Origin of the sequence: Kribbella sp. DT2 (assembly GCF_049844575.1) — a bacterium.
Classification (GTDB): domain Bacteria; phylum Actinomycetota; class Actinomycetes; order Propionibacteriales; family Kribbellaceae; genus Kribbella.
Map to the genome: position 1 here is coordinate 507,440 of NZ_JBNCLH010000006.1, position 21,905 is coordinate 529,344.

Below are 21,905 nucleotides of genomic sequence, written 5' to 3' on the forward strand. Positions count from 1 at the left end.
GGTCAGTAGTAGCGGCGGAGGTCGGGCCAGAGGGCTGACCATGGCTTGGTCGGGCCGGTGCAGAGGAGGACGTGGGCGTTCTGTTCCTCGTTGTCGACGTCTTGGCCGTTGTCCACGCGGGCGGCGTCGGAGCAGGTGCGGAAGTGGGCCTCGTATTGGGGTGAGCGTTCTTGGGCGACCAGGACGACTGGGCCGTCGTGGTCGTCGGTCGGGGGTGGCCAGTCGGCGTAGCTCATGTGGCCTGAGTAGGCCGGGGGGAGGCCTTCGTTGTACTTGGCGAGGGCGCCGGCTTCGCCGTAGTTCGCGGCGAAGAGGACGGCGCGATCACGCTCTCCGGGTGGGATCTGCTCCCAGACGGTCTTGACGGTGGCGGCCAGTTCGGGCCAGCCGATCTGTTCGCCTTGTTCGGCGTTGACGGGGAGGACGAGGTTGACGGCCGACTCCGGCAGGACCGGGAGGGTGAAGGCTGCGGAGGTGACGGCGGTGAGGACGGCGGCTGCGGCGAAGGCGGTACGGCGTACTGGCTGTCGGCCTCGGGACAGCCAGTCGAGCGTGGGTTGGGTGCCTGCGGCAACCAGTACGAGGAGCAGGGGGAGCGCGTAGTAAGACTTGCCGCCGGTGGCCAGGACGATGACGCAGAGGATCGGGTAGGCGAGCGCGACCGGGCGCGACCAGGTGAGCGTCGATGTGCGCCAGAGGTGGCGGAAGCCGGCGATCCAGAGTGGGACCAGGAACGGGGAGAGCTGGGCGATCTGGAGGGGGATGAACATGATGCGGTTCTCGGTGCCGTCGTCCTCGCTGATGCCGCCGGCGACGGTGAGTTGGGGCCAGCCGTGGGTTGCCTGCCAGATCAAGTTGGGGGCTGCGATCAGGACGGCTACCGCGATGCCTGCGGGGAGGTACCAGGTCTTGAGGATCGTGCGGGGGCCGGTGACGAGGACGGCGATCAGGAGGGCGGCCAGGGGGAGGACCACCAGGTACTTGTTCTCCAGGGCGATGCCGGTGGTGAGGCCCAGGGGAATCCACCAGCGGCCGTCGTTCGTGCGGAGCAGGCGGAGGGCGAACAGCGCGATGACCATCCAGGCGAGCAGGTCGAAGGTGGCGGTGGAGACCATGTGGCCGGTGCCGAGGACGAAGCCTGCGAGCGCCGTACAGGTGGCGGCGAGGATCTGGGCGTTGCGTTCGCCGGTGAGCTCGCGGGCGATCAGGGCCACGACGACGACGGTGAGCGCGGTGCTCACCGTCGCGACGACGCGGAGGCCCATCGGGGTGTCGCCGAAGAGCGTGATGGACACCTTGGCGAGCAGTGGGGTGAGCGGCGGCTGGTCGGTGTAGCCCCAGGCGAGGTGGTCGGCGGCGACGCGGAAGTAGAGCTCGTCGCGGTGGTAGCCGTACCGGCCGGACAGCGCGGTGAGCACGGCGGCGACCGCGGCGGCGATCAGGGTGGCGGGGACGGTGGCGAAGGCAGGGACCGACGGGCGCGTCATGGCGAAATGCTGTCAGCCGCGGGGGTCCGCAACTAGAGGTCGAGCAGCTCCGGTGGGCGCTCTCTTTCGAGCAGGATCACGCGGCCGGCGAGTGAGTCGTCCTCGATGAGTCGTACGACGGCGTCGGTGAGGGTTCGCAGCGGGATCTGCTCGGGCCCGCGGTCCTCGAGCGGAAGGGCTTCGCGTTCGGCGATGCCACGCTCGGTCGCCACCCAGTCCGGTACTACGCAGTTGACGCGGACGCGGTGCGTTTCCCGCAGCGGCGCGAGGGTCGCGGTGAAGCGGATCAGGCCGGCCTTCGAGGCGCTGTACTCCGGGGAGGCGTGCGGGCCCAGACCGCGGCCGGCGGTCGAGCCGACGTTGACGACCGCTCCGCCGTCGGCTTGGCGCATGTGGTCGAGGACGAGTTGGGTGGCGAGCATCGGGGCGCGCAGGTTGAGGTCGAGCGAGGCCGACCAGCGGGCCGCGTCGGCGTCGGGGAAGCAGGGGCGCAGTACGGCGCCGCCGCCGGCGTTGTTGACGAGGATGTCGGGACGGGCTTCGTCGAGGAGCCTCGCGAGTGCGTGGTCGTCGAGCAGGTCGACGTGTTCGTAGCGCGCCCGGGTGAGGGCTCCAGCGGCCTGGCGGCCGGCGTCGTCATCGATGTCGACCAGGGCGACCTCGGCGCCCTCCGCGGCCAGGCGGGTGGCGATGGCTCGACCGGTGCCGACGGCGGCGCCGGTAACGACTGCTCGCTTTCCGGAGATGTCCATGCGAACCACAGTGCCCGGTCCCACCGACAGATTCCGGGTTGGTATGTCTCGGCCTGTGTGAGGGCACTTGTCTGGAAGGCAGGCGGGTGATTTGGTATGTCAACCTGCCCGCCGACCGGAGGTCCGGATGACGCTGCTCTACGAGCGGATCAGTGAGTACGTGCTGGAGGAGATCCGCAGCGGCGCGCTCGGGCCGGGGGACCGGGTCGCGTCGGAGATGGAGCTGGCGGCGCAGTTCGGGGTCAGCCGGATCACGTCGAAGCGCGCGCTGGAGGTGCTGCGGGAGGCGGGGCTGATCGAGCGCGTCCGGGGCAAGGGGTCGTTCGTCGTACAGGAACTGCCGGATCTGGACGGTGTCACGACACCGCTGCGTGGACGGATCGCGGCCGCGCCGGCGCAGGCGCGGCGGAGGCCGGGGACGATCGGGCTGATCGTGCCGGACGTCTCCGAGGCCTACGGGCTCGAGCTGCTGCGCGCGATCGAGGAGCGCTGCGCCGACCACGGCGTCCACCTGCTCGTACGACGGACGCGCGGCCGGCAGGCCGACGAGGAGAAGGCCGTCGACACGTTCGTCGCCTCCGGTGAGGTCGATGGGATGATCGTGTTCCCGGTGCACGGCGACTTCTACAACGCGAGCCTGCTGCGCCAGGTGCTCGACGGCTACCCGATCGTGCTGGTCGACCGGCACCTGTCCGGGATCCCGGTCTCGGCCGTGCACACCGACAACGTCGCGGCCGCCCGGGCGCTGACCGAGCGGCTGCTCGACCGCGGGCACCGCCACATCGCGTTCGTCTCCCCGCCGCCGCAGAACACCTCCAGCATCGAGGAACGCCTGAAGGGTTTCCGCGCCGCCTTCACCGAGCGCGGGCCCGGTCCGCACCGGGCCCACCAGCTCACGACCCTGCGGGCGACGCTGCCCGGGTCGTTCACCGAGGACAGCGTGCGCTCCGACGTCGCCACGATCCGCGCGTTCCGCGCGCAGGAGCCGGAGGTGACCGCCTTCGTCGCCTGCGAGTACAACCTCGCCCGGATGCTCGACCGGGCGTTCTCCACGCCGCCGGACGGTTCAGGCGCGCACAGCGGTTCGACCCGGGCAGAGGCGCGGAGCGGCTCCACGCCGGCAGATGTCGGTTCAGGAGCGCGGAGCGGCTCGACGGCGGCAGACGTCGGTTCAGGAGCGCGGAGCGGCTCGGCGCCGGCAGATGTCGGTTCAGGAGCGCGGAGCGGCTCGACGCCTGCGGGGGTCGGCGCGAACGTCCCTGTGATCGCCTGCTTCGACTCGCCCGGCGACCCGATCTCCGGAGCGCCGTACCTGCACGTCCGGCAGGACCAGGAGGAGATGGGCCGCCAGGCCGTCGATCTCCTCCTGGCGCGCCTCCGCGGCGAGGCCGTGCCGAATCTGTCCATGGTCCCGTTCCGGCTGGTCGATGCCGACGACAACTGACTTTCGGCAGTACTGCGGTGGAGCCGTGAGTGTGTAGCGTCGGGGGGGTGACTTGGCAGCGGGCTGGTGACCTCGGGCTGTGGGGCGGCCTGGCGTTCCTGGTGCTCGCGGAGGGCGGCTCGCGGAGCGACCCGTACTGGTTGATCGGCGGCTGCGCCGCGTTCCTGGCCGTCGCGGTCCTGCTGCGGCGGACCTGGCCGATGATCGCGCTCTCCGCGGTGATCCTGCCCGAGACCGCGATCATCGGCGCCACGATGAACACGACCTCCGGGACGCCGATCGCGCTGATGCCCGCGATCTCGGCGTTCGCGTACCTGGCGGGCCGGCGGAACACGCAGCTGCGGCCCTTCGTCGCGCTGACGAGTGGATCGCTGCTCCTGCTGCTCCTGCTGCGCGTGCTCCTGTCCCGCGGTGTGGTGGTGGCCGACTCGGTGCTGGGCTGGCTGGCCGTCGTACTGCTCGCTCTCGTCCTGGTGGTGATGCCGTGGCTGATCGGCCGATACCGCGCACAGCAGGCGTTGCTCGCGACCGCCGGCTGGGAACGCGCCGAGCGGATCGAGCGGGAGCAGCGCCTGGAGATCAACCAGGTCCGGCTCAGGGAGCGCTCTCGCATCGCCGAGGACATGCACGACTCGGTCGGCCACGAGCTCAGCCTGATCGCGCTCCGGGCCGCGGCGCTGGAGGTGGACGCCGACCTGCCCGAGCGGCACCGTCACGCCGCGACCGAGCTGCGCGAGGCAGCTGCGACGGCGACCGAGCGGCTCGGCGAGATCATCGGCGTCCTGCGGGACGCGGAGGCGCAGGCGCCCGTCGTACCGAGTGACGAGTCGGTCGCGGAGCTGGTCGAACGCGCGGCGGCGTCCGGACTGGTCGTTCGGCTGGTGCAGGAGGGCGCAGCCGAGCCGTCGCCGATGGTCGACCGCGCGATCCACCGGGTGGTCCAGGAGTCGCTGACCAACGCCAGCAAGCACGCGCCCGGCGCCGAGGTCGTGGTCACGCTGACCCGTGCCGAGGACGAGATCCTCGTGAAGATCGGCGACACAGGTCCGACGCGGGCCGTCGCCGACACCGTGCCTTCGACAGGAAGCGGTCTGGCCGGGCTGACCGAGCGGGTTCGTCTGGTCGGCGGCACTTTGACCGCCGGGCCGAGAGCTGCCGGTGGGTTCGAGGTCCTCGCTCGGGTTCCCCGCGGTGGCGGGCGGCCGGAGCCGGTGATCGACGTCCGGTCGGCCACGGCCGACGAGCGTGACGTCGTACGACGACGCGCGCGGCGCGGCCTGATCACGGCGCTGCTCGTCCCGGCCGGGCTGGCGGCCGCGATCGGAGTCATTGCCTTGGGCTACTACTTGGTGGCCGGGTACAACTCGGTGCTGCGGCCGGCCCAGTACGACGCGTTGCGGATCGGGCAGAGTTTCGCCGAGGTCGAGACGGTGCTGCCGCGGATGCAGATGCTCGACCCGCCGCGGGAACGCGCGGTCGAGCGCGAAAACTGGACCTGCCGGTTCTACCGTCCCGGCAGACCGTTCTCGACCAACTACGCGTACCGGCTGTGCTTCGAGAACGACCGGCTGATCGCCAAGGAGGTCGTGCGGACCGGCTCGGTCCAGCCGACGATCGAGGGCACCCCGGTGCCCGAAGGAGAAGAGACCCGATGATCCGCGTGCTGCTGGCCGACGACGAGGCGATGGTGCGGGCAGGGGTCCGGGCGATCCTTGCCTCCGACGACGAGATCGACGTCGTGGCCGAGGCCGGCGACGGCGCCGAGGCGGTCGAGCTCGTGCGCAAGCACCGGCCGGACGTCGCCGTGCTGGACATCCGGATGCCGCGGATGGACGGGCTCGCGGCCGGGGCCGAGATCCGCCGGACGCTGCCGGACACGGCGGTGGTGATCCTGACGACGTTCTCCGAGGACGCCTACATCGCGAAGGCGCTCGGCGACGGCGCGAGCGGGTTCCTGCTGAAGTCGGGGGATCCCCGGGAACTGATCGCGGGGCTGAAGGCGGTCGCGGAAGGAGCGGCGTACCTGTCGCCCAAGGTCGCGCAGCGGGTGATCGCCGAGCTCGGTGCGGGGACCGGGGGAGGCCGGATGGCCAGGGCCGCGGAGGCGAAGGAGCAGGTCGACGTACTGAGTCCGCGCGAGCGTGAGGTGCTGTCGCTGGTCGGTGCGGGGCTGTCGAACGCGGAGATCGCCGCGCGGCTCTACCTGGTGGAAGGGACCGTCAAGGCCTACGTCAGCGCGGTCCTGACCCGCCTCGAGGTCAAGAACCGGGTGCAGGCCGCGATCATCGCCTACGAGGCCGGTCTGGTCAGCTGAGTCCACGGGCTGGGCAGGATTGTTGCCTGCCGTGGCAGTGGGTACAGGCGCCCCGTGGCCGGAAGGGGCCGCCGACGCTCCGGCGGGTGACACCCGATGGACACTTGGTCATGGGATAGTGGGACCTCCCGGCGGGACGGTTGCCGGGAGGGACCAGCAGAGCCGGGGCGGCGGCACCGCCTCGTTGAGAGAATCAGGGGATCCAGGTCGTGACCGACTCGCACAACTCCGGACAGCACAAGGACCGGGAAGCGGCGGCGGCCGAGGTCCGGAGGATGTGGCAGCCCACGCCGTCCTGGAGCCAGCCGGACCCCGGCGCCCCGGCCGAGCCCGAAGAGACCGAGCCTGCTGAGGAGAGCCAGGACGCGCTCGCCCAGGAGTTCCCCGGCGACACGTGGTCCACGCCGAGCCGGCCGGGCCAAGCCACGCCGTACGGCGAGCAGCCGGACTCGAGCCCTGCCAGTACGCCGGGCGGGCACAGCGCCGGCCCGAGCAGCAGCACCGGCCCGAGCAGCAGCACCAGTTCCAGTACGCCGGGCGCCCACAGCTCGTCGTCGTCCTCCTCAGAGCCCGAGGCCAGCCCCTGGGGCTCCAGCAAGGCGAGCACCGGTGAGGCAAGCTCGTGGAGCATCGCCAACCCGGGCTCGGCCAGCGGCGCCCCCACCGGTACGCCGGCAGCGGCCACTCCTCCCGCCGCTGACCCCTGGACGCAGCCGACCGAGCAGGCGGGGCAGCAGCCTGCCCAGCCGCCCGCGCAGCAGGCTCCGCAGCTGTCGCAGACCGCCCAGCAGTTCTTCCCGCAGGGCATCCCGAACCAGCACCCGCCGCAGGCTCCGCGCGAGGTGTCGTACCGCGCCGAAGAACTGATGCAGGCGCTGCCGCTGCCCCGCGAGGCTCCGGCCGAGCGTGGCGTCCGCAGCGTGCTGCGGCTGCGTCCGGGCAGCTCCGAGCGCGTCGAGCGGATCGCCCGCGCGACCGCCGCGACCGCGTTCCGCCGTCCGGTGACGATCACGATCGCCAACCCCAAGGGCGGCTCCGGCAAGACGCCGACCACCCTGCTGCTCGCCGGTGCGCTCGGGCAGGCCCGTGGTGGCGGTGTGGTGGCCTGGGACAACAACGAGCTGCGCGGCAACATGCACCTGCGCACCCACGACACCAACGCCCGTTCGACGGTGACCGACCTGCTGCAGGCGATGCCGATGCTGACCCAGCCGGACGCCCGGCTCGGTGACGTCGCGGCGTACCTGCGGCACCAGGTGGCCGGGCAGTACGACGTACTGACCTCTGCGACCACGACGTACTCGCAGATCGAGGCCAAGGACTTCGACCAGATCCACCGGCTGCTGAGCCGCTTCTACAAGGTGCTGGTGATCGACACCGGCAACAACGAGGGCTCCAGCAACTGGCGCGAGGCGATGCGCGCGTCCGACGCGCTCGTCATCCCGATCAAGTGGAAGAGCCTGTCCTGCGCCGCCGCCGTGCAGATGCTGGAGGAGCTCGACAACCAGGGGCCTGAGGCCCAGCGGCTGATCCGCCGTGCGGTGATCGCCGTCAGCAACGGCCCCGGCGACGTCAACAAGGAGGTCGAGAAGCAGCTGCGCCCGTACTTCGAGTCGCGCGCCGCCGCGGTCGTCGACATCCCGACCGACCCGCACATCGCCGCCGAGGGCGCACTGGACCACTCCGCCCTGCAGCCGGCCACCCGGCGCGCCGGGCTGGAGCTGGCCGCCAAGGTCGCCGAGCAGATCACGATCGCGCTGAACGTCCCGCGCTGAGCACAACGTCGAAGGGGCTCCGACCTGGTTGGTCGGAGCCCCTTCTGCATTGATCAGGCGTCTCTGCGTTGCAGGAGCCGGAGTCCCAGTGCCAGTCCGCCGACCGCCCATCCGACCAGGACGATCAAGCTGATCGTCGGCGACATCGGGTCGGTCGAGCCGCTGAGGAAGCCCTCACCGGCACCACCCGGCAGCAGTGCGGACAGCCACTGCAGCGCCCGGATGCTGCTCTGACCGACCATCATCGGTACGACGAGCAGGAGCAGGAACGCGGCGGTCAGAGTGCCTGCGGTGTTCCTGATCAGCAGTGCGATCCCCGCTGTGAACAGCCCGGCCAGCGTGGCGTACACGCCGATCTTCAGCAGGTCCACCACCAGCGCTGACGGCGTCCAGTCGGCCCAGCGGCCAGCTGCGAGTCCGGCGCCGACGGCGGCGACCAGGCCGAGCAGTGCGCCGTACAGGAAGAGGACGGGAGCCAGGACGAGCGCCTTGCCCAGTACGACGTCACGCCGTACAGGTGTCCACTGCAGGGTGCTGCGGATGCTGCCGGTCGCGTACTCCGACGTCACCGGGACCATCGCGAAGGCCGCGATGATCACCTGCACGATCATCACCGCGCCGATCGCCATCCCACCGACCTCGGCCTGCTCGACCAGCTGACCCGGCGAGGGGTTGTCCCTCTCGTACGCCGCGCTGAAGCCGAGCTGGAGACCCAGCAGGCCGGTCAGCACGACGGCGCCGACCAGGTTCAGCCAGGTGGACCGGACCGACCAGAGCTTCGTCCACTCCGCGGCCGTCGAGCCGCGCAGGCCACCGGCTGTCGACCTCTGGTGGACGGTGATGGTTGCCGTACTCATCGTTCTCCTACGGTTGTGAGCTCGACCTCGACCTCAGCCTCAGGGGGGTTGCGCTTGCGGCGCTGGTGCCGGACGACCTCGACCAGCGCGGTCACGGCCAGCGCCAGTCCGATGCCGAGGAGCACACCCTTCAGCGGGTTGTCCTCGAACGCCTTGCCGCCGATGTAGCCGACCAGGGTGCAGTACATGCCCCAGCTGATGGCAGCCAGCCCGGCGAACAAGCTGAACTTGCGGACCGGGTAGCGCACCGCGCCCATGGTGAGCGTGACGGCGGTCCGGCCGCCGGGGACGTAGCGGGCGACCACCAGGACCAGTCCGCCGCGTTCGGCCAGGGCCGTGCGGGCCCACTGGGTCATGGTGTGCCGTTTGGTGCCCGGCTTCGTCCTGTCGATCAGGCGGCCTCCCGCGCCCCGGCCGAGGAAGTAGGAGAGGTGGTCGCCGACGAACGCACCCGCGGCGGCGAGCACGATCACGCCGTACAGGTTGGGCTCACCGGTAGCGGCGAACACTCCGGCGGTGACGACCAGGGTCTCGCTGGGGATCGCCGGGAAGAACCCGTCGAGGGCCGCGAAGCCGAACAGGGCCAGGTAGATCCACCAGGAGGACATCAGCTCCTCGGTGAAGTGCAGGATCGCGTCACCCATCACGCCACCTCGGCAACGACGCCGTACTGGACACTGTCCGCCGTCAGCTCCATGTAGGCCTCTTCCAGCGACGCCTGCTTGGTGGCCAGCTCGTGCACCCGTACGCCGAGCTCGTAGGCCAGGTCGCCGACGCGCTCGACCGGTACGCCGCTGACGACGAGCTGGTCGGCCGTGGACTCGACCTGCTCGGCCTCACTGGTCAGTCGGTCGCGGAGCACTGCTCTGGCTGCTGCGTCGGGGACTCTGACGTGCACTGTGGTCCTGGACGACCCGGCGATCACCTCGGCGATCGGGGCGTCGGCGATGAGCTTGCCGCGGCCGATCACCACGAGCTGGTCGGCAGTCAGCTGCATCTCACTCATCAGGTGGCTGGACACGAACACGGTCCGGCCCTCCGCCGAGAGCGAGCGCATCAGCTGGCGGACCCAGCGCACACCGTCCGGGTCCAGCCCGTTCACCGGCTCGTCGAACATCAGGATCTCGGGGTCGCCGAGCAGGGCGCCGGCGATGCCGAGCCGCTGGCCCATACCGAGCGAGAACTGACCGGCGTGCTTGCCGCCGACCTCGTCGACGCCGACGATCCGCAGCACCTCGTCGACCCGGCTGACCGCGACGCCGTTGCTGCGGGCCATCGCGACCAGGTGGTTGCGGGCCGACCGGCGCGGGTGCAGGGCCTTGGCGTCGAGCAGCGCGCCCACCTTGGCCAACGGGACCGGCCAGTCGGCGTACGGGCGGCCGTCGACCAGGGCCTGGCCGCTGGTGGGCCGGTCGAGACCGAGGATCATCCGCATCGTCGTGGACTTGCCGGCGCCGTTCGGGCCGAGGAAGCCCGTCACCCGGCCCGGCGAGATGGTCAGGTCGAGCGCGTCGACGGCGGTCGTTCCGCCGTAGCGCTTGGTGAGTCCTGCGAGGGTGATCACGGATGCCCTTCCGGTTCCTGGAGTGTGGTTCAAACCTAGGAATCCGGGAGGGGTCGGCACATCGCACCAACGGCTGGAGCGACCCCCGACTTTCGTCAGGTCCGGGCTACGACCGGGGGATCCGGGGCGGGCCTGTGGATGGGCTGTCGGGCGGCGGGGCCGAAGTCGATACCATCACTGCGTGACCGGCATCCGGGCCGATCGCGCCAACCCGAGGAGAGCAACGTGTCGGAAGTCAAGGTCCATCTGATCGGCGTCGAGGGCGAGGCTGAGCGGAGCGTGACCGAGACGACGACGATCGGGGAGCTGTTCGCCGAGCTGTTCGGCCAGGACCGCTCCGCCATCGCCGCTCGGGTCAACGGTGAGCTGCGGGACCTGTCCCGGGTCGTCGCCGACGGCGACGAGATCGAGCCGGTGAAGGCCGGGTCGGACGACGGTCGCGCGATCATCCGCCACTCCACCGCGCACGTGCTGGCACAGGCGGTGCAGGAGCTGTTCCCGGCGGCCAAGCTGGGCATCGGCCCGCCGGTCGAGAACGGCTTCTACTACGACTTCGACGTGCCGACTCCGTTCACCCCCGAGGACCTGGGTGCGCTGGAGAAGAAGATGCAGCAGATCATCAAGGAGCGGCAGCGGTTCGCCCGCCGGGTGGTCTCCGACGACGACGCGCGCACCGAGCTGGCAGGAGAGCCGTACAAGCTCGAGCTGATCGGGATCAAGGGCTCCGCGGCCGACGCCGCCGAGGGCGCCTCGGTCGAGGTCGGTGGCGGCGAGCTGACGATCTACGACAACGTCCGGCGCGACGACTCGGTCGCCTGGAAGGACCTGTGCCGCGGGCCGCACGTCCCGGCGACCGGTTACCTGGGCAACTTCAAGCTGATGCGCACCGCGGCGGCGTACTGGCGGGGGAGCGAGAAGAACCCGCAGCTGCAGCGCATCTATGGCACGGCCTGGGAGTCCCGCGACGAGCTCAAGGCGTACCTGAACCGTCTCGAGGAGGCCGCCAAGCGCGACCACCGCAAGCTCGGGACCGAGCTCGACCTGTTCAGCTTCCCCGACGAGATCGGCTCCGGGCTGGCAGTCTTCCACCCCAAGGGCGGCGTGCTGCGCAAGGTGATGGAGGACTACTCGCGCCGGCGTCACGTCGAGGACGGCTACGAGTTCGTCTACTCGCCGCACATCACCAAGGCGCAGCTGTTCGAGACCTCGGGCCACCTGGACTGGTACGCCGACGGCATGTACCCGCCCATGCACCTCGACGAGGAGCGCGGGCCCGACGGCGAGATCCGCAAGCAGGGCCAGGACTACTACCTGAAGCCGATGAACTGCCCGATGCACAACCTGATCTTCGACGCGCGCGGCCGGTCGTACCGCGAGCTCCCGATGCGGCTGTTCGAGTTCGGCACCGTGTACCGGCTGGAGAAGTCCGGCGTGATCCACGGGATGACCCGCGCCCGCGGCTTCACCCAGGACGACGCGCACATCTACTGCACCCGCGAGCAGATGCGCGACGAGCTGAAGAACCTGCTCACCTTCGTGCTCGGGCTGCTGGCCGACTACGGCCTGGACGACTTCTACCTCGAGCTGTCGACCAAGAACCCGGAGAAGTTCGTCGGCTCCGACGAGGTCTGGGAGGAGGCGACCTCCACGCTGCGCGAGGTCGCGGAGAGCTCCGGCCTCGAGCTGGTGCCGGACCCGGGCGGCGCGGCGTTCTACGGGCCGAAGATCTCGGTGCAGGCCCGCGACGCGATCGGCCGGACCTGGCAGATGTCGACGATCCAGCTGGACTTCAACCTGCCGGAGCGCTTCGAGCTGGAGTACACCGCCTCCGACGGGTCGCGGCAGCGGCCGGTGATGATCCACCGAGCGCTGTTCGGGTCGATCGAGCGGTTCGTCGCGGTGCTGACCGAGCACTACGCCGGCGTCTTCCCGCCGTGGCTGGCGCCGGTCCAGGTGATCGGGATCCCGATCACCGACGGGCACGTCGACTACCTGTTCGAGGTCGCCCAGCAGCTCAAGGCGCAGGGGATCCGGATCGAGGTCGACGCCTCCGACGACCGGATGCAGAAGAAGATCCGCAACGCCCAGAAGGCCAAGGTCCCGTACATGCTGATCGCCGGCGACGAGGACATGGCCGCCGGGTCGGTCTCCTTCCGGTACCGCGACGGGTCGCAGAAGAACGGCATCCCGATCGCCGACGCGATCACCGAGATCGTCGAGTCGGTCGAGAAGCGCATCCAGGTATGACGGAGCAGCCGCCCGGTTCGCCGTACGCGCCGGAGGACGTGGTGCGTCAGGAAGGGGTCGGCGACGCCGACCCGTTCCTGCGGCTGTGGACCCCGCACCGGATGGCCTACATCGCCGGTGAGAACAAGCCGACCAGCGACCAGGCCGGCGCGGGCTGCCCGTTCTGCCGGATCCCGTCCCTGCCGGACGCGGACGGGCTGATCGTGCAGCGCGCGGAGGCGGCGTACGGCGTACTGAATCTGTACCCGTACAACCCCGGGCACCTGATGGTCGTCCCGTACCGGCACGTCGCCGACTACACCGAGCTGACCCCGGCCGAGGTCGCCGACGTCGCCCGGCTCACGCAGGAGGCGATGGTCGCGGTGCGCGCGGTGTCGGCGGCGCACGGCTTCAACATCGGCATGAACCAGGGCGAGATCGCCGGCGCCGGCATCGCGGCCCACCTGCACCAGCACGTGGTCCCGAGGTGGGGCGGCGACACCAACTTCATGCCGGTGATCGGCCAGACCAAGGTCCTGCCACAGCTGCTGGCCGACACCCGCTCCCTCCTCGCAAAAAACTGGCCGACCAGCTAGCCGAGGTGCTCGATCGCTGGTGCCCGCCGACCGAGAACGCGCCGTTGTCAGATCACAGGTTCACGCCGGTTGTTGTCGGACGGCGCCGGTGATGGTGGTGGTGACGAACTTGCTGACGGTTGCTGCGGGGGGTGGGCCGGGGTCTCGGTCTGCGAACAAGAGGTGGCCGCCGCCGACCAGTGAGAGCGTGATCGAGTCGAGGTCCGCGTCGGCGGCGATGCGGCCGAGGGCGCGCTCGTCGGCCAGGTAGGCGGAGATCGCGGTGGTGGCTTCGGCGAGGATCGCGATGCCGCCGCCGGGCTTGGCATCGCGGAGCCGTGCGCGGAGTTCGTCGCGGAAGGTGATGAGCGGGATGATCGCGACGGGGATCGGTCCGAAGAGCGTGGTCAGCGCGGTGGTGAGGTTGTCGGCGATAGTTCCGGTGCCTGCTGAGGCGCGGAGGGCGCTCGCCTGCGTCTCGAGCTGGGCGGCGCGGTCCAGCACGAGGGCGGCGAGGAAGCCGTCGAAGTCGGTGAAGTGCTTGTGCAGGACGCCTTTGGCGCAGCCTGCCTCGTCGGTGACCGCCCGGCTGGTCAGCCCGTTCGGCCCGTCGCGCAGGAGCACGCGCTCGGCCGCGTCGAACAACTGCTGCCGCGCATCACGAAGGTGTACTCCGGTCGGCACTCCCGGCTCCTCTCGTACGGTCGTTCGCAGGCACTCGTTGCCTGAGTGGGCATGTGCCCACTAAGGTGGGCGCATGCCCACAATACCTTTGGTGCCACCAGAACCACCTGCGGGGGACCCGCAGAAGCCCGCACCGCACGAGCCGAACCCGCACGAGCCGCGGCCGCCGGAAGTCTGCCCGCGCCAGGCCCGCCCGCAGGAGGCCCGGCCCAAGGGAGCCCGACCACACGAGGCCCGGCGGATGGCTGAGTCGTTCGGCGTCAACGCGGACCGCTACGACCAGGCGCGCCCCGCCTACCCCGATGAACTGGTGACGCGGATCGTGGCGGGGCGCACCGGGCTCGGCGTACTGGATGTCGGGTGCGGTACGGGCATTGCTGCTCGCCAGTTTCAGGCCGCGGGGTGCGCTGTGCTCGGCGTCGAGCCTGATGTGCGGATGGCCGAGTTCGCCCGAGGGCGTGGGCTGCAGGTGGAGGTGGCGACCTTCGAGGACTGGGAGCCCTCGGGGAGAACGTTCGATGCGGTAGTTGCGGCGCAGGCCTGGCACTGGGTGGATCCGGTGGCCGGGGCTGTGAAAGCGGCGCGGGTGCTGCGTTCGGGCGGGCGGTTGGCGGTCTTCGGGCATGTGTACGAGCCGCCTGCCGAAGTGGCCGAGCCGTTTGCGGCGGCCTACCGTCGGGTGGCGCCCGACTCGCCGTTCAGCGGGCAGTCGGGTCGGCGTGCGATCGAGGTCTATCAGGCGGCGTACGCGAAGGTTGCCGACCAGCTTCGGGAGAGCGAACTGTTCGAGGATCCCGAGCAGTGGCGGTTCGACTGGGAACGGTCGTACACGCGTGACGAGTGGCTCGAACTGCTTCCCACGACCGGCGGGCTGACTCAGCTCGGGCCCGATCAGCTGGCCGAGGTGCTCGGCGCGGTCGGGAACGCCGTCGACTCGCTGGGGGGAAGCTTCGTGATGCCGTACACGACGCTCGCCGCGAGCGCCGTACGGCGGTAACAGTCAGCGGAGGAACAACGGGAGCAGCGGGTCGACGATGTCGAGCAGCGACTCCAACGGGACTTCGCGCGGCGGGTCGGTGAGGGCGCTGACCCGGACGACGCGGCGGCCGTTGCGGAAGACGAGCTCGCCCTGGTCGGGCAGGTAGTAGCCGGGCCGGCCGATCGGGGCTGAGCGCGGCGGGGGAGTCTGGGTCGCTTCCGGGATCGTGTCGGTGTGGAGGGACTCGACGATCGCGACCGTGGCCTGGGTGGTTCCCCAGATGCAGGTGAGGGCGCCGTTCACGCGGTAGTCGCGGCGGAGCTGGACCAGTACGCCGATGAAGCGCTCGGCCATCGCGTTGGACAGCTGGCAGGCGGCGTCGGACTGGCGCGCCGGGCGGATCACCTGCGGTACGACGTTGCGGACCGAGACCGCGACGCGGAGCAGTTCGCCGTCGGGCAGGCCGGACGCGCTGGTGATCCGGACGATCCGGCTACCGGTCTCGAAGACGATGCCGTTGCCGCTCGTCCGGGCGCCCGGGCCGAGATCGCGGGCGGCGCCGCCGAGCTTGTCGGCCGGTTCGAACAGGCCGAGCGTGTTGGCGACGCGTTCGAGCGTGTCGGGCGAGGCCGGGAGTGAGCTGACGCCGATGACGGCGGGCCGGCCTCCGACGACGAGGGTGCACAGGTCGAAGGCGGGGAGGCCGCCGTCGTTCCAGCCGAAGGGCTTGGCGGTCCACTTGCTGCTCGGGCGTTTGACGAGGTTGTCGGCGCCGGTGACCGCCGTACAGGCGTGTTTGCCGGGTTGCCCGACGGTGCCGTCGATGCCTTCGGGCTGCGGCGGGGCGATGACGGTGGGGATCGGGGTGTCGGGTCGAGGTGGTTCAGGCGGCTTTTCGTTCGCCCGCTGTGCGACGGAACACCCGGCAAGCATCACGGCGGCAAGGAAGAAGGAGAGCAGGCGTCGGGCGAAGGTCCGGTGGCGTCGGGCAGTGCCGAGGCACCGGCGTACCGGGGTGGCTGTGGGCATGGGGGCCTCCGCAGCCGGGGAGTGAGGTCGGCTGAGGCCATGGTGCGCCTTGGCGGTGGGGTTCGCCAGTGCTGCCGGAGCGGCTGGGAGCGGTCCCGGAGTGTCTGTGTCACCCGATGGTGGTCCGGCTGGACTACGATCGCGACGCCATGCTTAACAGATTCCGGCAGTTCTGGACCAAGGTGATCTCACCGATCGCCAACCTTCTGCTTCGGCTCGGGGTGAGCCCGGACGCGGTCACCCTGGTCGGCACGATCGGCGTGTGCGCGGGCGCGCTGGTGTTCTTCCCGCGCGGTCACATCTGGCTGGGCGCCGTGGTCATCACGCTGTTCGTCTTCTCCGACCTGATCGACGGCTACATGGCCCGCACCTCGGGTAAGGCGTCGAAGTGGGGCTCCTACCTGGACTCCACGCTCGACCGGCTCGGCGACGGCGCGATCTTCGGCGGGCTGGTGCTGTTCTACGCCAACGCCGAGGCGGGCGACTCGACGCTGATGGCGGCGGTGACACTGTGGGCGCTCGTGATGGGCGCGACCACGTCGTACGCGCGGGCGAAGGCGGAGAGCCTCGGCCTGCACGCCAGCGGTGGACTCGCCGAGCGCTCCGACCGGCTGGTCGCGGTGCTCGTGGTCGGCTTCTTCTCCGACGTGCTGAACCTGCCGATCCTGCTGAAGATCATCCTGTGGGCGCTGGCCGTCGCCAGCACGATCACGGTCATCCAGCGCACGCTCTCGGTCCGCAAGCAGGTCCTGGCGGACCCGGCGAACGCGAGGCTCGGTACGCCGGGTGCACCGGCCGGCCCGGCTGGTGGCGCTTCGAGCGCGGGAACGAGCGCGCCGGGAACGAGCGAGCCAGGGGCGAACGGCCCGGCAGGGCCCGCGTCGGGCACCACTGGTCCCGGGGCACCGGGTTCCGGAGCCCCAGGTTCCGGGCCTGAGCAGCCCGGGTCCGGCCCTTCGTCGAGCACCTGAGTCGTGGACGGGCTGCGCCAGCGGGCGGTTGATCTGGCCTTCGCGGTGGCGTGGGCCCTGGTCCGGCGCCTGCCGGAGCCGGTGGTGACGTGGGTGTTCACGCGCGTCGCCGACTTCGTCGTACGGCGTGACAGCAACGGTGTACGACGCCTGCGCGGCAACCTCGCGGTAGTGCGGCCGAACGCGTCGGCCGAGGAGCTCGACGGGCTCGTCCGCGCCGGGATGCGGTCGTACCTGCGGTACTGGCAGGAGGCGTTCCGCCTGCCCGAGTGGTCCGACGAGCGGATCGTCGGCCGCGTCCGCACGGTCAACGAGGAACGTCTCCGCGACGCCCACGCCGCGGGCAAGGGCGTGATCTGCGCGCTCCCGCACCTCGCGAACTACGATCACGCCGGCGCCTGGGCCGGCCGGACCGGTATGCCGGTCTCGACCGTGGCCGAGCGTCTCAAGCCGGAGTCTCTGTTCGACCGCTTCGTCGCCTACCGCGCGAAGCTCGGCATGGAGGTCCTCCCGCTGACGGGCAGCGACGAGCACGTGTTCGGCGTACTGGCCGAACGCCTCCGCGCGGGCGGTTTCGTCTGCTTGGTCGCCGACCGGGACCTGTCCGAGCGCGGTGTCCCCGTCGAGTTCTTCGGCCGCAAGTCCCGGATGCCCGCCGGCCCGGCCGCGTTGAGCGTCCGCACCGGCGCACCGCTCGTCCCGGCGACGTTGCACTACGACGGCCCGGACCTCGTGATCACGTTCCACCCGCCGATCCCGCGCGAAGGCGGCCCGGCCGCGATGACCCAGCGCTGCGCCGACGCGTTCGCCGAGGGCATCGCCGCCCACCCGCAGGACTGGCACATGCTGCAGCGCATCTTCGTGGACTGACCGTCATGAAGATCGGCATCGTCTGCCCGTACTCGCTCGGCACGCCGGGCGGCGTCCAGAACCACGTCCGCGATCTCGCCGAGGCGCTGCTCGCCCGCGGTCACCAGGTCTCCGTGCTCGCCCCCGTCGACGACGACAAGGCTCCGTCGTACGTCGTCTCCGCAGGTCACGCGGTCGGCGTTCCCTACAACGGCTCGGTCGCCCGCGTCACCTTCGGGCCGCGTACGGCGGCCCGCGTCCGCAACTGGCTTGCCGACGGCGACTTCGACGTCGTCCACGTGCACGAACCGACCACCCCGAGCGCCTCGATCCTCGCGCTCTGGGCCGGCGACGGGCCGTTCGTCGCGACGTTCCACACCTGGCAGGTCCGCTCCCGCGCGATGAGCGCCGCGTCCGGTCTGCTCCGCCCGGCGCTGGAGAAGCTCGATGCGCGGATCGCGGTCTCGGAGAACGCCCGCTCGATGATGGTCCAGCACATCGGCGGCGAGGCGGTGGTGATCCCCAACGGCCTGTACGTCGACCGCTTCGCGGGCCGCGTCCGCCCCGAGTGGCGGGGAACCGACGGCACGATCAGCTTCATCGGCCGGATGGACGAGCCGCGCAAGGGCCTCGCGGTCCTGCTCGCGGCCGTCCCCGCGCTGGTCACGCAGCGGCGCGACTTGAAGGTCTTGATCGCCGGGACCGGTCAGGGCGAGGAGGCGCGGCGCTCGCTCCCGGCGTACTGCCGCGACAACGTGCTGTTCCTGGGCGCGATCGACGACGAGGCGCGCGCGGACATGCTGGCCGGCTCGGACCTGTTCGTCGCGCCGCACCTGGGCGGCGAGAGCTTCGGCATCGTCCTGCTGGAGGCGATGGCCGCGGGCGCGCCGGTCGTCGCGAGCGACTTCACAGCCTTCCACCAGGTCCTGGACGGCGGCCGCCTGGGCGAGCTGTTCGAGCCCGGTTCACGCGACGCCCTGGTCGCCGCCTGCCTCCGCCTGCTCGCGTCCCCCGACGAGCGCGACAAGCTCCGCGACGCCGGCCTGACCGCCGTACGCCGTTACGACTGGTCCGTCCTCGCCGACGAGATCCTCGCCGTCTACGAGCTCGTCGCCCGCTGACGTACTCGGCGGGTCAATGGCCGGCGAGGACTGTGGCCTTGCGGATGCCGGGGCTGATCGTGGCGATCAACGCGACGAGGAGGGTCAGGCCGCAGAGGGCGAGGACCGCGCCGGCCGGGGTGACCACGTCCAGCAGGCCGCCGGCCAGCAGGGAGCCGAACGGGATCGTCCCCCAACTGACCAGGAGGACGACGCTCTTGACCCGCCCGAGCATCTCGTCGGGGATCACTGTGTACTGGTAGCCGATGACGACCACGTTCCACACGGGTCCGACGAAGGCCATCGCGGCCACGAGCGGGGCGAGCACGATGAGGTTGGGGGCAGCGGCCATGGGCGGTAGGAGTACCACCCACAGCCAGGTCGCCGCCATGGCCACCGGAATACTGCCGAGCGCGACGATTCGGCCGGCCTCGCTCCAGAGCATCACCCGTCGCCGGTCCCACCGGTCGACCAACGCGCCGGCCGGCAGGTAGAACAACAGGTAGGGCAGCGTGGAGACGAAGCCGGCCACGCCCGCCTTGCCGGCCGACCCGGTCATGGCCAGGACGACCAGCGGAACCGCGACGGACGACATGCGGGTTCCGAGTATCGACAGCACCTGGCCGGACCACAGCAGCATGAAGTCCCGGTTGTGCCACAGCGACGGCGGCCGCGGCGTGCCCGGTTCGGACTTGGTCATGTCACTCCACCCGGCTTCCTGTTGCGTCCTGGCTTTGCGGATCACAGAGTTCGACCAGTGTTCCTCAGCTCAGGTACTCGGCCAGCCCGATCAGGATCTCCCCGGGACCACGCACGTAGCAGACCTTCGTGTTGTCGCCGTACCGGGCGATCTCGCCGACGAGCTCACCGCCGAGCGGCCGCAGGCGCGCGACGACGTCCTCGATGCCGGTGACCGTGAACATCACGCGGTGCATGCCGACGAGGTTGTGCGGGGGCCGCTGCGGAGTCATCGGGCCCGCGACCGGCGACAGGTACTTGGCCAGCTCGAGCCGGCCGGGTCCGTCCGGGACCCGCATCATCGCGATGTCGCAGCTGACGCCCTCGAGCCCGACGCACTGGTCGGCGAAGGTGCCTTCGACCCGTGCTCGGCCTTCGAGCTCCAGGCCGAGCTCGGCGAAGAAGGCGACGGCCGCGTCCAGGTCGTCGACGACGATGCCGACGTTGTCCATCCGCTGGAGCGTCAAGGTGGTTCTCCTCGGTCTCTTCGCGGCCTGGGTGGCCGCTGGTGTACCTAGGACGAAGCCGGCCTCATGGTCTCGACACCTGGTTCGGATCCTTCCGGAAGGCGTTCAGGAGCGTGGCGCGGGACTCGGGGGAGAGGGCGTCGGCGGGCAGGAACGCCATCCACCGCAGTGGGACCAGCCGCCCTCGGACGGAGTGCGAGATCGTGGCAACGGTCGTCATGACGCTCCCCTCGAGAGTTCCGGACACCTGCTCAGTGCCAGAACCCCCGGGAAGCATTACAGCCGCAGTTCGGCCGCGGTCTCGGCGATCACGTTGACGTCACCCGGCGTCGGGTGCCACGGAAGCTGCAGCGGGTCGTCCTTGTACCGCGGTACGACGTGCAGGTGGGTGTGGAAGACGCTCTGCCACGCGTCGGCGCCGATGCAGCTGAGCAGGTTCGCGCCGTCGGCGTCGAGGCGCTCGATCACGCGGCTCACCAGCGACTGCGCGAGCAGCGTCGCGGCGGTGAGGTCCTCGGCGGTCGTCTCGCGCAGGTCGGTCGAGTGCACCCGCGGGACGACCAGCAGGTGTCCGCGGGTCGCCGGGTTGATGTCCATGAACGCGATCGCGCGCTCGTTCTCGGCCACCTGCTGCGACGGGATCGACCCCGCGACGATCCCGCAGAAAAGACAGTTCTCGGTCATGCCCCCACCCTAGAGCGTGCGGGACAGGCGAACTGGCGCTGGCTTAGACTGCGCGGGCCGGTTGACCTGGCGGTGTGAGGCCTAGGAGGGGACGGGATGGCGGACGAGCTGCTGCGGCCGACGATCACGGCGAACGTGGATCTGTCGGTGCGGCCGTGGCGGTTGATGTCGCAGGCGTACGTCGCGTTCTTCGGCGGCGTGCTCGCGGTGACGGTGATCGCCTTTCTCAACGCGCGGCGGCTCGGCGTCGATGCGTCCCGGCAGCGGCTGATCGTCGCGGTCGGCGTGGCCGCGCTGGTGGTGTCGGCGGTCGTGGTCGTGTTCCTGACCGAGGACGACGCGAGCAGCGGTCTGCGGATCGCCACCCGGGTGGTCGCCGTGCTCTGCTGCCTGGCCCAGCTCCGGGTCCAGCGGCCGATGGATCGCGCGTTCCAGCTCCGCGGCACCGACTACAAGTCGCTGTGGGGACCGGGGATCGCCGCGGTGATCGGGCTCGGTCTGGTGGAGCTCGTGCTGCTCGCCGTACTGGCGGTGACGTTGTGAGCGAACCGACCGAGGCCCGCCTGCAGATGGCCGGGCACTGGCTCCAGATCGGCCATCCGGAACGCGCGCTGGGCGAGCTCGAAGGGCTCTGGGGCGACGCCGCGATCGACTACCGCGCGTACCTGTTCCGGGGTGCCGCGCTGCACGCGCTGGACCGCAACGACGAAGCCATCACCGTCCTGCGGGACGGCCTCAGCCATCACGGCCCGTTCCTGCCGCTCCTGCAGATCCTGGCCGCGGCACTGCGCGCGGAGGGCCGTCTCCCCGAGGCCGAGGCAGCGCTGCTGCAAGGGCTCAGCCTCGACCCGAACGACCCCGACCTGCTGCTCGGCTACGCGATGGTCTGTCTGTCGGCCGGTCAGGCGGAGAAGGCCGGTGCCCTGGTCGAACGCGCGGCCTCGCAGGCTCCCGAGAGCCCACAGATCTCCGCGGCCCGCGCCCAGGTGGCATTTGCCCTGGGCAAGGATCGCGACATGCACCGGCACTCGCAGAAAGCGCTCTCGCACGATCCCGACGACCCCGGCGCCCGCGCCCTGCACGGCACGTCCGCGATGCTGACCGGCGACGCGAAAACCGGGTACCGCTCGCTCTCGTCCGCGGCCGCGTCCGATCCCGGCGACTCCGACCTGCGCGCCGCTGCCCGGGAGGCCCGGCTCGCGAACCACCCGCTGATGCGTCCGCTCCGGCCGTTCCAGCGATTCAACCCGCTCGTGGTCTGGATCGCCGCGGTCGCCGTCATCTACGGCCTCCGCCTGGCCGGCCTGAGACCGCTCGCCGTGGTCGCGGCCGTCGCCTGGTTCGGCTTCTGCATCTACTCGTGGGTGGCGCCGCCGTTGCTGCGCCGCTGGCTCAACCGGAACTGGTGAC

General features: G+C 70.7%; 23 protein-coding genes. 12 read left to right on the forward strand and 11 right to left on the reverse strand.

What is annotated here, in order from left to right:
• Positions 1–2: 2 nt before the first annotated feature.
• Positions 3–1,487 carry an ArnT family glycosyltransferase gene (locus ACLQ2O_RS26975; protein WP_425836182.1) on the reverse strand — a complete coding sequence of 495 codons (1,485 nt, stop codon included), beginning with the start codon at positions 1,485–1,487 and terminating at the stop codon, positions 3–5.
• A gap of 32 nt (positions 1,488–1,519) precedes the next feature.
• A complete protein-coding gene (locus tag ACLQ2O_RS26980; RefSeq protein WP_425836184.1) occupies positions 1,520–2,239 on the reverse strand; it encodes an SDR family NAD(P)-dependent oxidoreductase in 720 nt (239 codons plus the stop codon).
• A gap of 127 nt (positions 2,240–2,366) precedes the next feature.
• Here ACLQ2O_RS26980 and ACLQ2O_RS26985 point away from each other — a divergent pair, with 127 nt between their 5' ends.
• From ACLQ2O_RS26985 to ACLQ2O_RS27000, 4 genes are all read left to right on the forward strand, one after another.
• Positions 2,367–3,683 (forward strand): GntR family transcriptional regulator, encoded by a 1,317-nt coding sequence (locus ACLQ2O_RS26985; RefSeq protein WP_425836186.1) that lies wholly within the window; start codon positions 2,367–2,369, stop codon positions 3,681–3,683.
• 47 nt (positions 3,684–3,730) lie between these two features.
• Positions 3,731–5,338 carry a sensor histidine kinase gene (locus ACLQ2O_RS26990; RefSeq protein WP_425836189.1) on the forward strand — a complete coding sequence of 536 codons (1,608 nt, stop codon included), beginning with the start codon at positions 3,731–3,733 and terminating at the stop codon, positions 5,336–5,338.
• A complete protein-coding gene (locus ACLQ2O_RS26995; protein WP_425836192.1) occupies positions 5,335–5,997 on the forward strand; it encodes a response regulator in 663 nt (220 codons plus the stop codon). The genes ACLQ2O_RS26990 and ACLQ2O_RS26995 overlap by 4 nt, the downstream gene beginning before the upstream one ends.
• 209 nt (positions 5,998–6,206) lie before the next feature.
• A complete protein-coding gene (locus ACLQ2O_RS27000; RefSeq protein ID WP_425836195.1) occupies positions 6,207–7,772 on the forward strand; it encodes a MinD/ParA family ATP-binding protein in 1,566 nt (521 codons plus the stop codon).
• A 53-nt stretch (positions 7,773–7,825) separates the two neighbouring features.
• Here the strand turns inward: ACLQ2O_RS27000 and ACLQ2O_RS27005 are convergent, their stop codons facing one another.
• From ACLQ2O_RS27005 to ACLQ2O_RS27015, 3 genes are read right to left on the reverse strand one after another with little or no spacing between them, the layout of a single operon-like run.
• Positions 7,826–8,629, reverse strand: a complete 804-nt coding sequence (locus ACLQ2O_RS27005) for an ABC transporter permease (RefSeq protein WP_425836198.1) — start codon at positions 8,627–8,629, stop codon at positions 7,826–7,828.
• Positions 8,626–9,273 (reverse strand): DedA family protein, encoded by a 648-nt coding sequence (locus tag ACLQ2O_RS27010; protein ID WP_425836200.1) that lies wholly within the window; start codon positions 9,271–9,273, stop codon positions 8,626–8,628. The genes ACLQ2O_RS27005 and ACLQ2O_RS27010 overlap by 4 nt, the downstream gene beginning before the upstream one ends.
• Positions 9,273–10,193 (reverse strand): ATP-binding cassette domain-containing protein, encoded by a 921-nt coding sequence (locus tag ACLQ2O_RS27015; RefSeq protein ID WP_425836203.1) that lies wholly within the window; start codon positions 10,191–10,193, stop codon positions 9,273–9,275. The genes ACLQ2O_RS27010 and ACLQ2O_RS27015 overlap by 1 nt, the downstream gene beginning before the upstream one ends.
• A 225-nt stretch (positions 10,194–10,418) precedes the next feature.
• On the opposite strand from ACLQ2O_RS27015, the gene thrS reads away from it, so the two are divergent.
• Positions 10,419–12,440: a threonine--tRNA ligase gene (gene thrS / locus ACLQ2O_RS27020; protein ID WP_425836206.1), complete on the forward strand. Its 2,022-nt coding sequence runs from the start codon at positions 10,419–10,421 to the stop codon at positions 12,438–12,440.
• Entirely contained in the window at positions 12,437–13,015 is a 579-nt protein-coding gene (locus ACLQ2O_RS27025; protein ID WP_425836209.1) for an HIT family protein, read from the forward strand. The genes thrS and ACLQ2O_RS27025 overlap by 4 nt, the downstream gene beginning before the upstream one ends.
• A 60-nt stretch (positions 13,016–13,075) precedes the next feature.
• On the opposite strand, the gene ACLQ2O_RS27030 is transcribed toward ACLQ2O_RS27025, so the two are convergent.
• The gene (locus ACLQ2O_RS27030) at positions 13,076–13,678 is read right to left on the reverse strand and encodes a TetR/AcrR family transcriptional regulator (protein ID WP_425836212.1); all 603 of its coding nucleotides are present in this window, start codon (positions 13,676–13,678) and stop codon (positions 13,076–13,078) included.
• A 73-nt stretch (positions 13,679–13,751) separates the two neighbouring features.
• Between ACLQ2O_RS27030 and ACLQ2O_RS27035 the strand changes: the two genes are divergently transcribed.
• A complete protein-coding gene (locus ACLQ2O_RS27035; protein WP_425836215.1) occupies positions 13,752–14,675 on the forward strand; it encodes a methyltransferase domain-containing protein in 924 nt (307 codons plus the stop codon).
• A gap of 3 nt (positions 14,676–14,678) precedes the next feature.
• On the opposite strand, the gene ACLQ2O_RS27040 is transcribed toward ACLQ2O_RS27035, so the two are convergent.
• Complete coding sequence (locus ACLQ2O_RS27040; RefSeq protein ID WP_425836218.1) at positions 14,679–15,686, reverse strand: hypothetical protein; 1,008 nt, start codon at positions 15,684–15,686, stop codon at positions 14,679–14,681.
• 149 nt (positions 15,687–15,835) lie between these two features.
• Here ACLQ2O_RS27040 and pgsA point away from each other — a divergent pair, with 149 nt between their 5' ends.
• The 3 genes from pgsA to ACLQ2O_RS27055 are packed head-to-tail and all read left to right on the forward strand — an operon-like array spanning position 15,836 to position 18,627.
• Complete coding sequence (pgsA, locus tag ACLQ2O_RS27045; RefSeq protein ID WP_425836221.1) at positions 15,836–16,657, forward strand: phosphatidylinositol phosphate synthase; 822 nt, start codon at positions 15,836–15,838, stop codon at positions 16,655–16,657.
• A 3-nt stretch (positions 16,658–16,660) separates the two neighbouring features.
• A complete protein-coding gene (locus ACLQ2O_RS27050) occupies positions 16,661–17,527 on the forward strand; it encodes a phosphatidylinositol mannoside acyltransferase (protein ID WP_425836224.1) in 867 nt (288 codons plus the stop codon).
• Between the two features lie 5 nt (positions 17,528–17,532).
• The gene (locus tag ACLQ2O_RS27055) at positions 17,533–18,627 is read left to right on the forward strand and encodes a glycosyltransferase family 4 protein (RefSeq protein ID WP_425836226.1); all 1,095 of its coding nucleotides are present in this window, start codon (positions 17,533–17,535) and stop codon (positions 18,625–18,627) included.
• A gap of 13 nt (positions 18,628–18,640) precedes the next feature.
• Here ACLQ2O_RS27055 and ACLQ2O_RS27060 read toward each other — a convergent pair whose 3' ends face one another.
• From ACLQ2O_RS27060 to ACLQ2O_RS27075, 4 genes are all read right to left on the reverse strand, one after another.
• The gene (locus ACLQ2O_RS27060; RefSeq protein ID WP_425836228.1) at positions 18,641–19,306 is read right to left on the reverse strand and encodes an MFS transporter; all 666 of its coding nucleotides are present in this window, start codon (positions 19,304–19,306) and stop codon (positions 18,641–18,643) included.
• A 64-nt stretch (positions 19,307–19,370) separates the two neighbouring features.
• Entirely contained in the window at positions 19,371–19,811 is a 441-nt protein-coding gene (locus ACLQ2O_RS27065) for a VOC family protein (protein ID WP_425836230.1), read from the reverse strand.
• Between the two features lie 64 nt (positions 19,812–19,875).
• The gene (locus ACLQ2O_RS27070) at positions 19,876–20,031 is read right to left on the reverse strand and encodes a hypothetical protein (RefSeq protein ID WP_425836233.1); all 156 of its coding nucleotides are present in this window, start codon (positions 20,029–20,031) and stop codon (positions 19,876–19,878) included.
• 56 nt (positions 20,032–20,087) lie between these two features.
• Positions 20,088–20,495, reverse strand: coding sequence for an HIT family protein (locus ACLQ2O_RS27075; RefSeq protein ID WP_425836235.1), 408 nt, complete (start codon positions 20,493–20,495; stop codon positions 20,088–20,090).
• 96 nt (positions 20,496–20,591) lie between these two features.
• Between ACLQ2O_RS27075 and ACLQ2O_RS27080 the strand changes: the two genes are divergently transcribed.
• Positions 20,592–21,038: a hypothetical protein gene (locus ACLQ2O_RS27080; protein WP_425836238.1), complete on the forward strand. Its 447-nt coding sequence runs from the start codon at positions 20,592–20,594 to the stop codon at positions 21,036–21,038.
• Positions 21,035–21,904: a tetratricopeptide repeat protein gene (locus tag ACLQ2O_RS27085; protein WP_425836241.1), complete on the forward strand. Its 870-nt coding sequence runs from the start codon at positions 21,035–21,037 to the stop codon at positions 21,902–21,904. Before ACLQ2O_RS27080 ends, ACLQ2O_RS27085 begins: the two co-directional genes overlap by 4 nt.
• Position 21,905 lies beyond the last annotated feature (1 nt).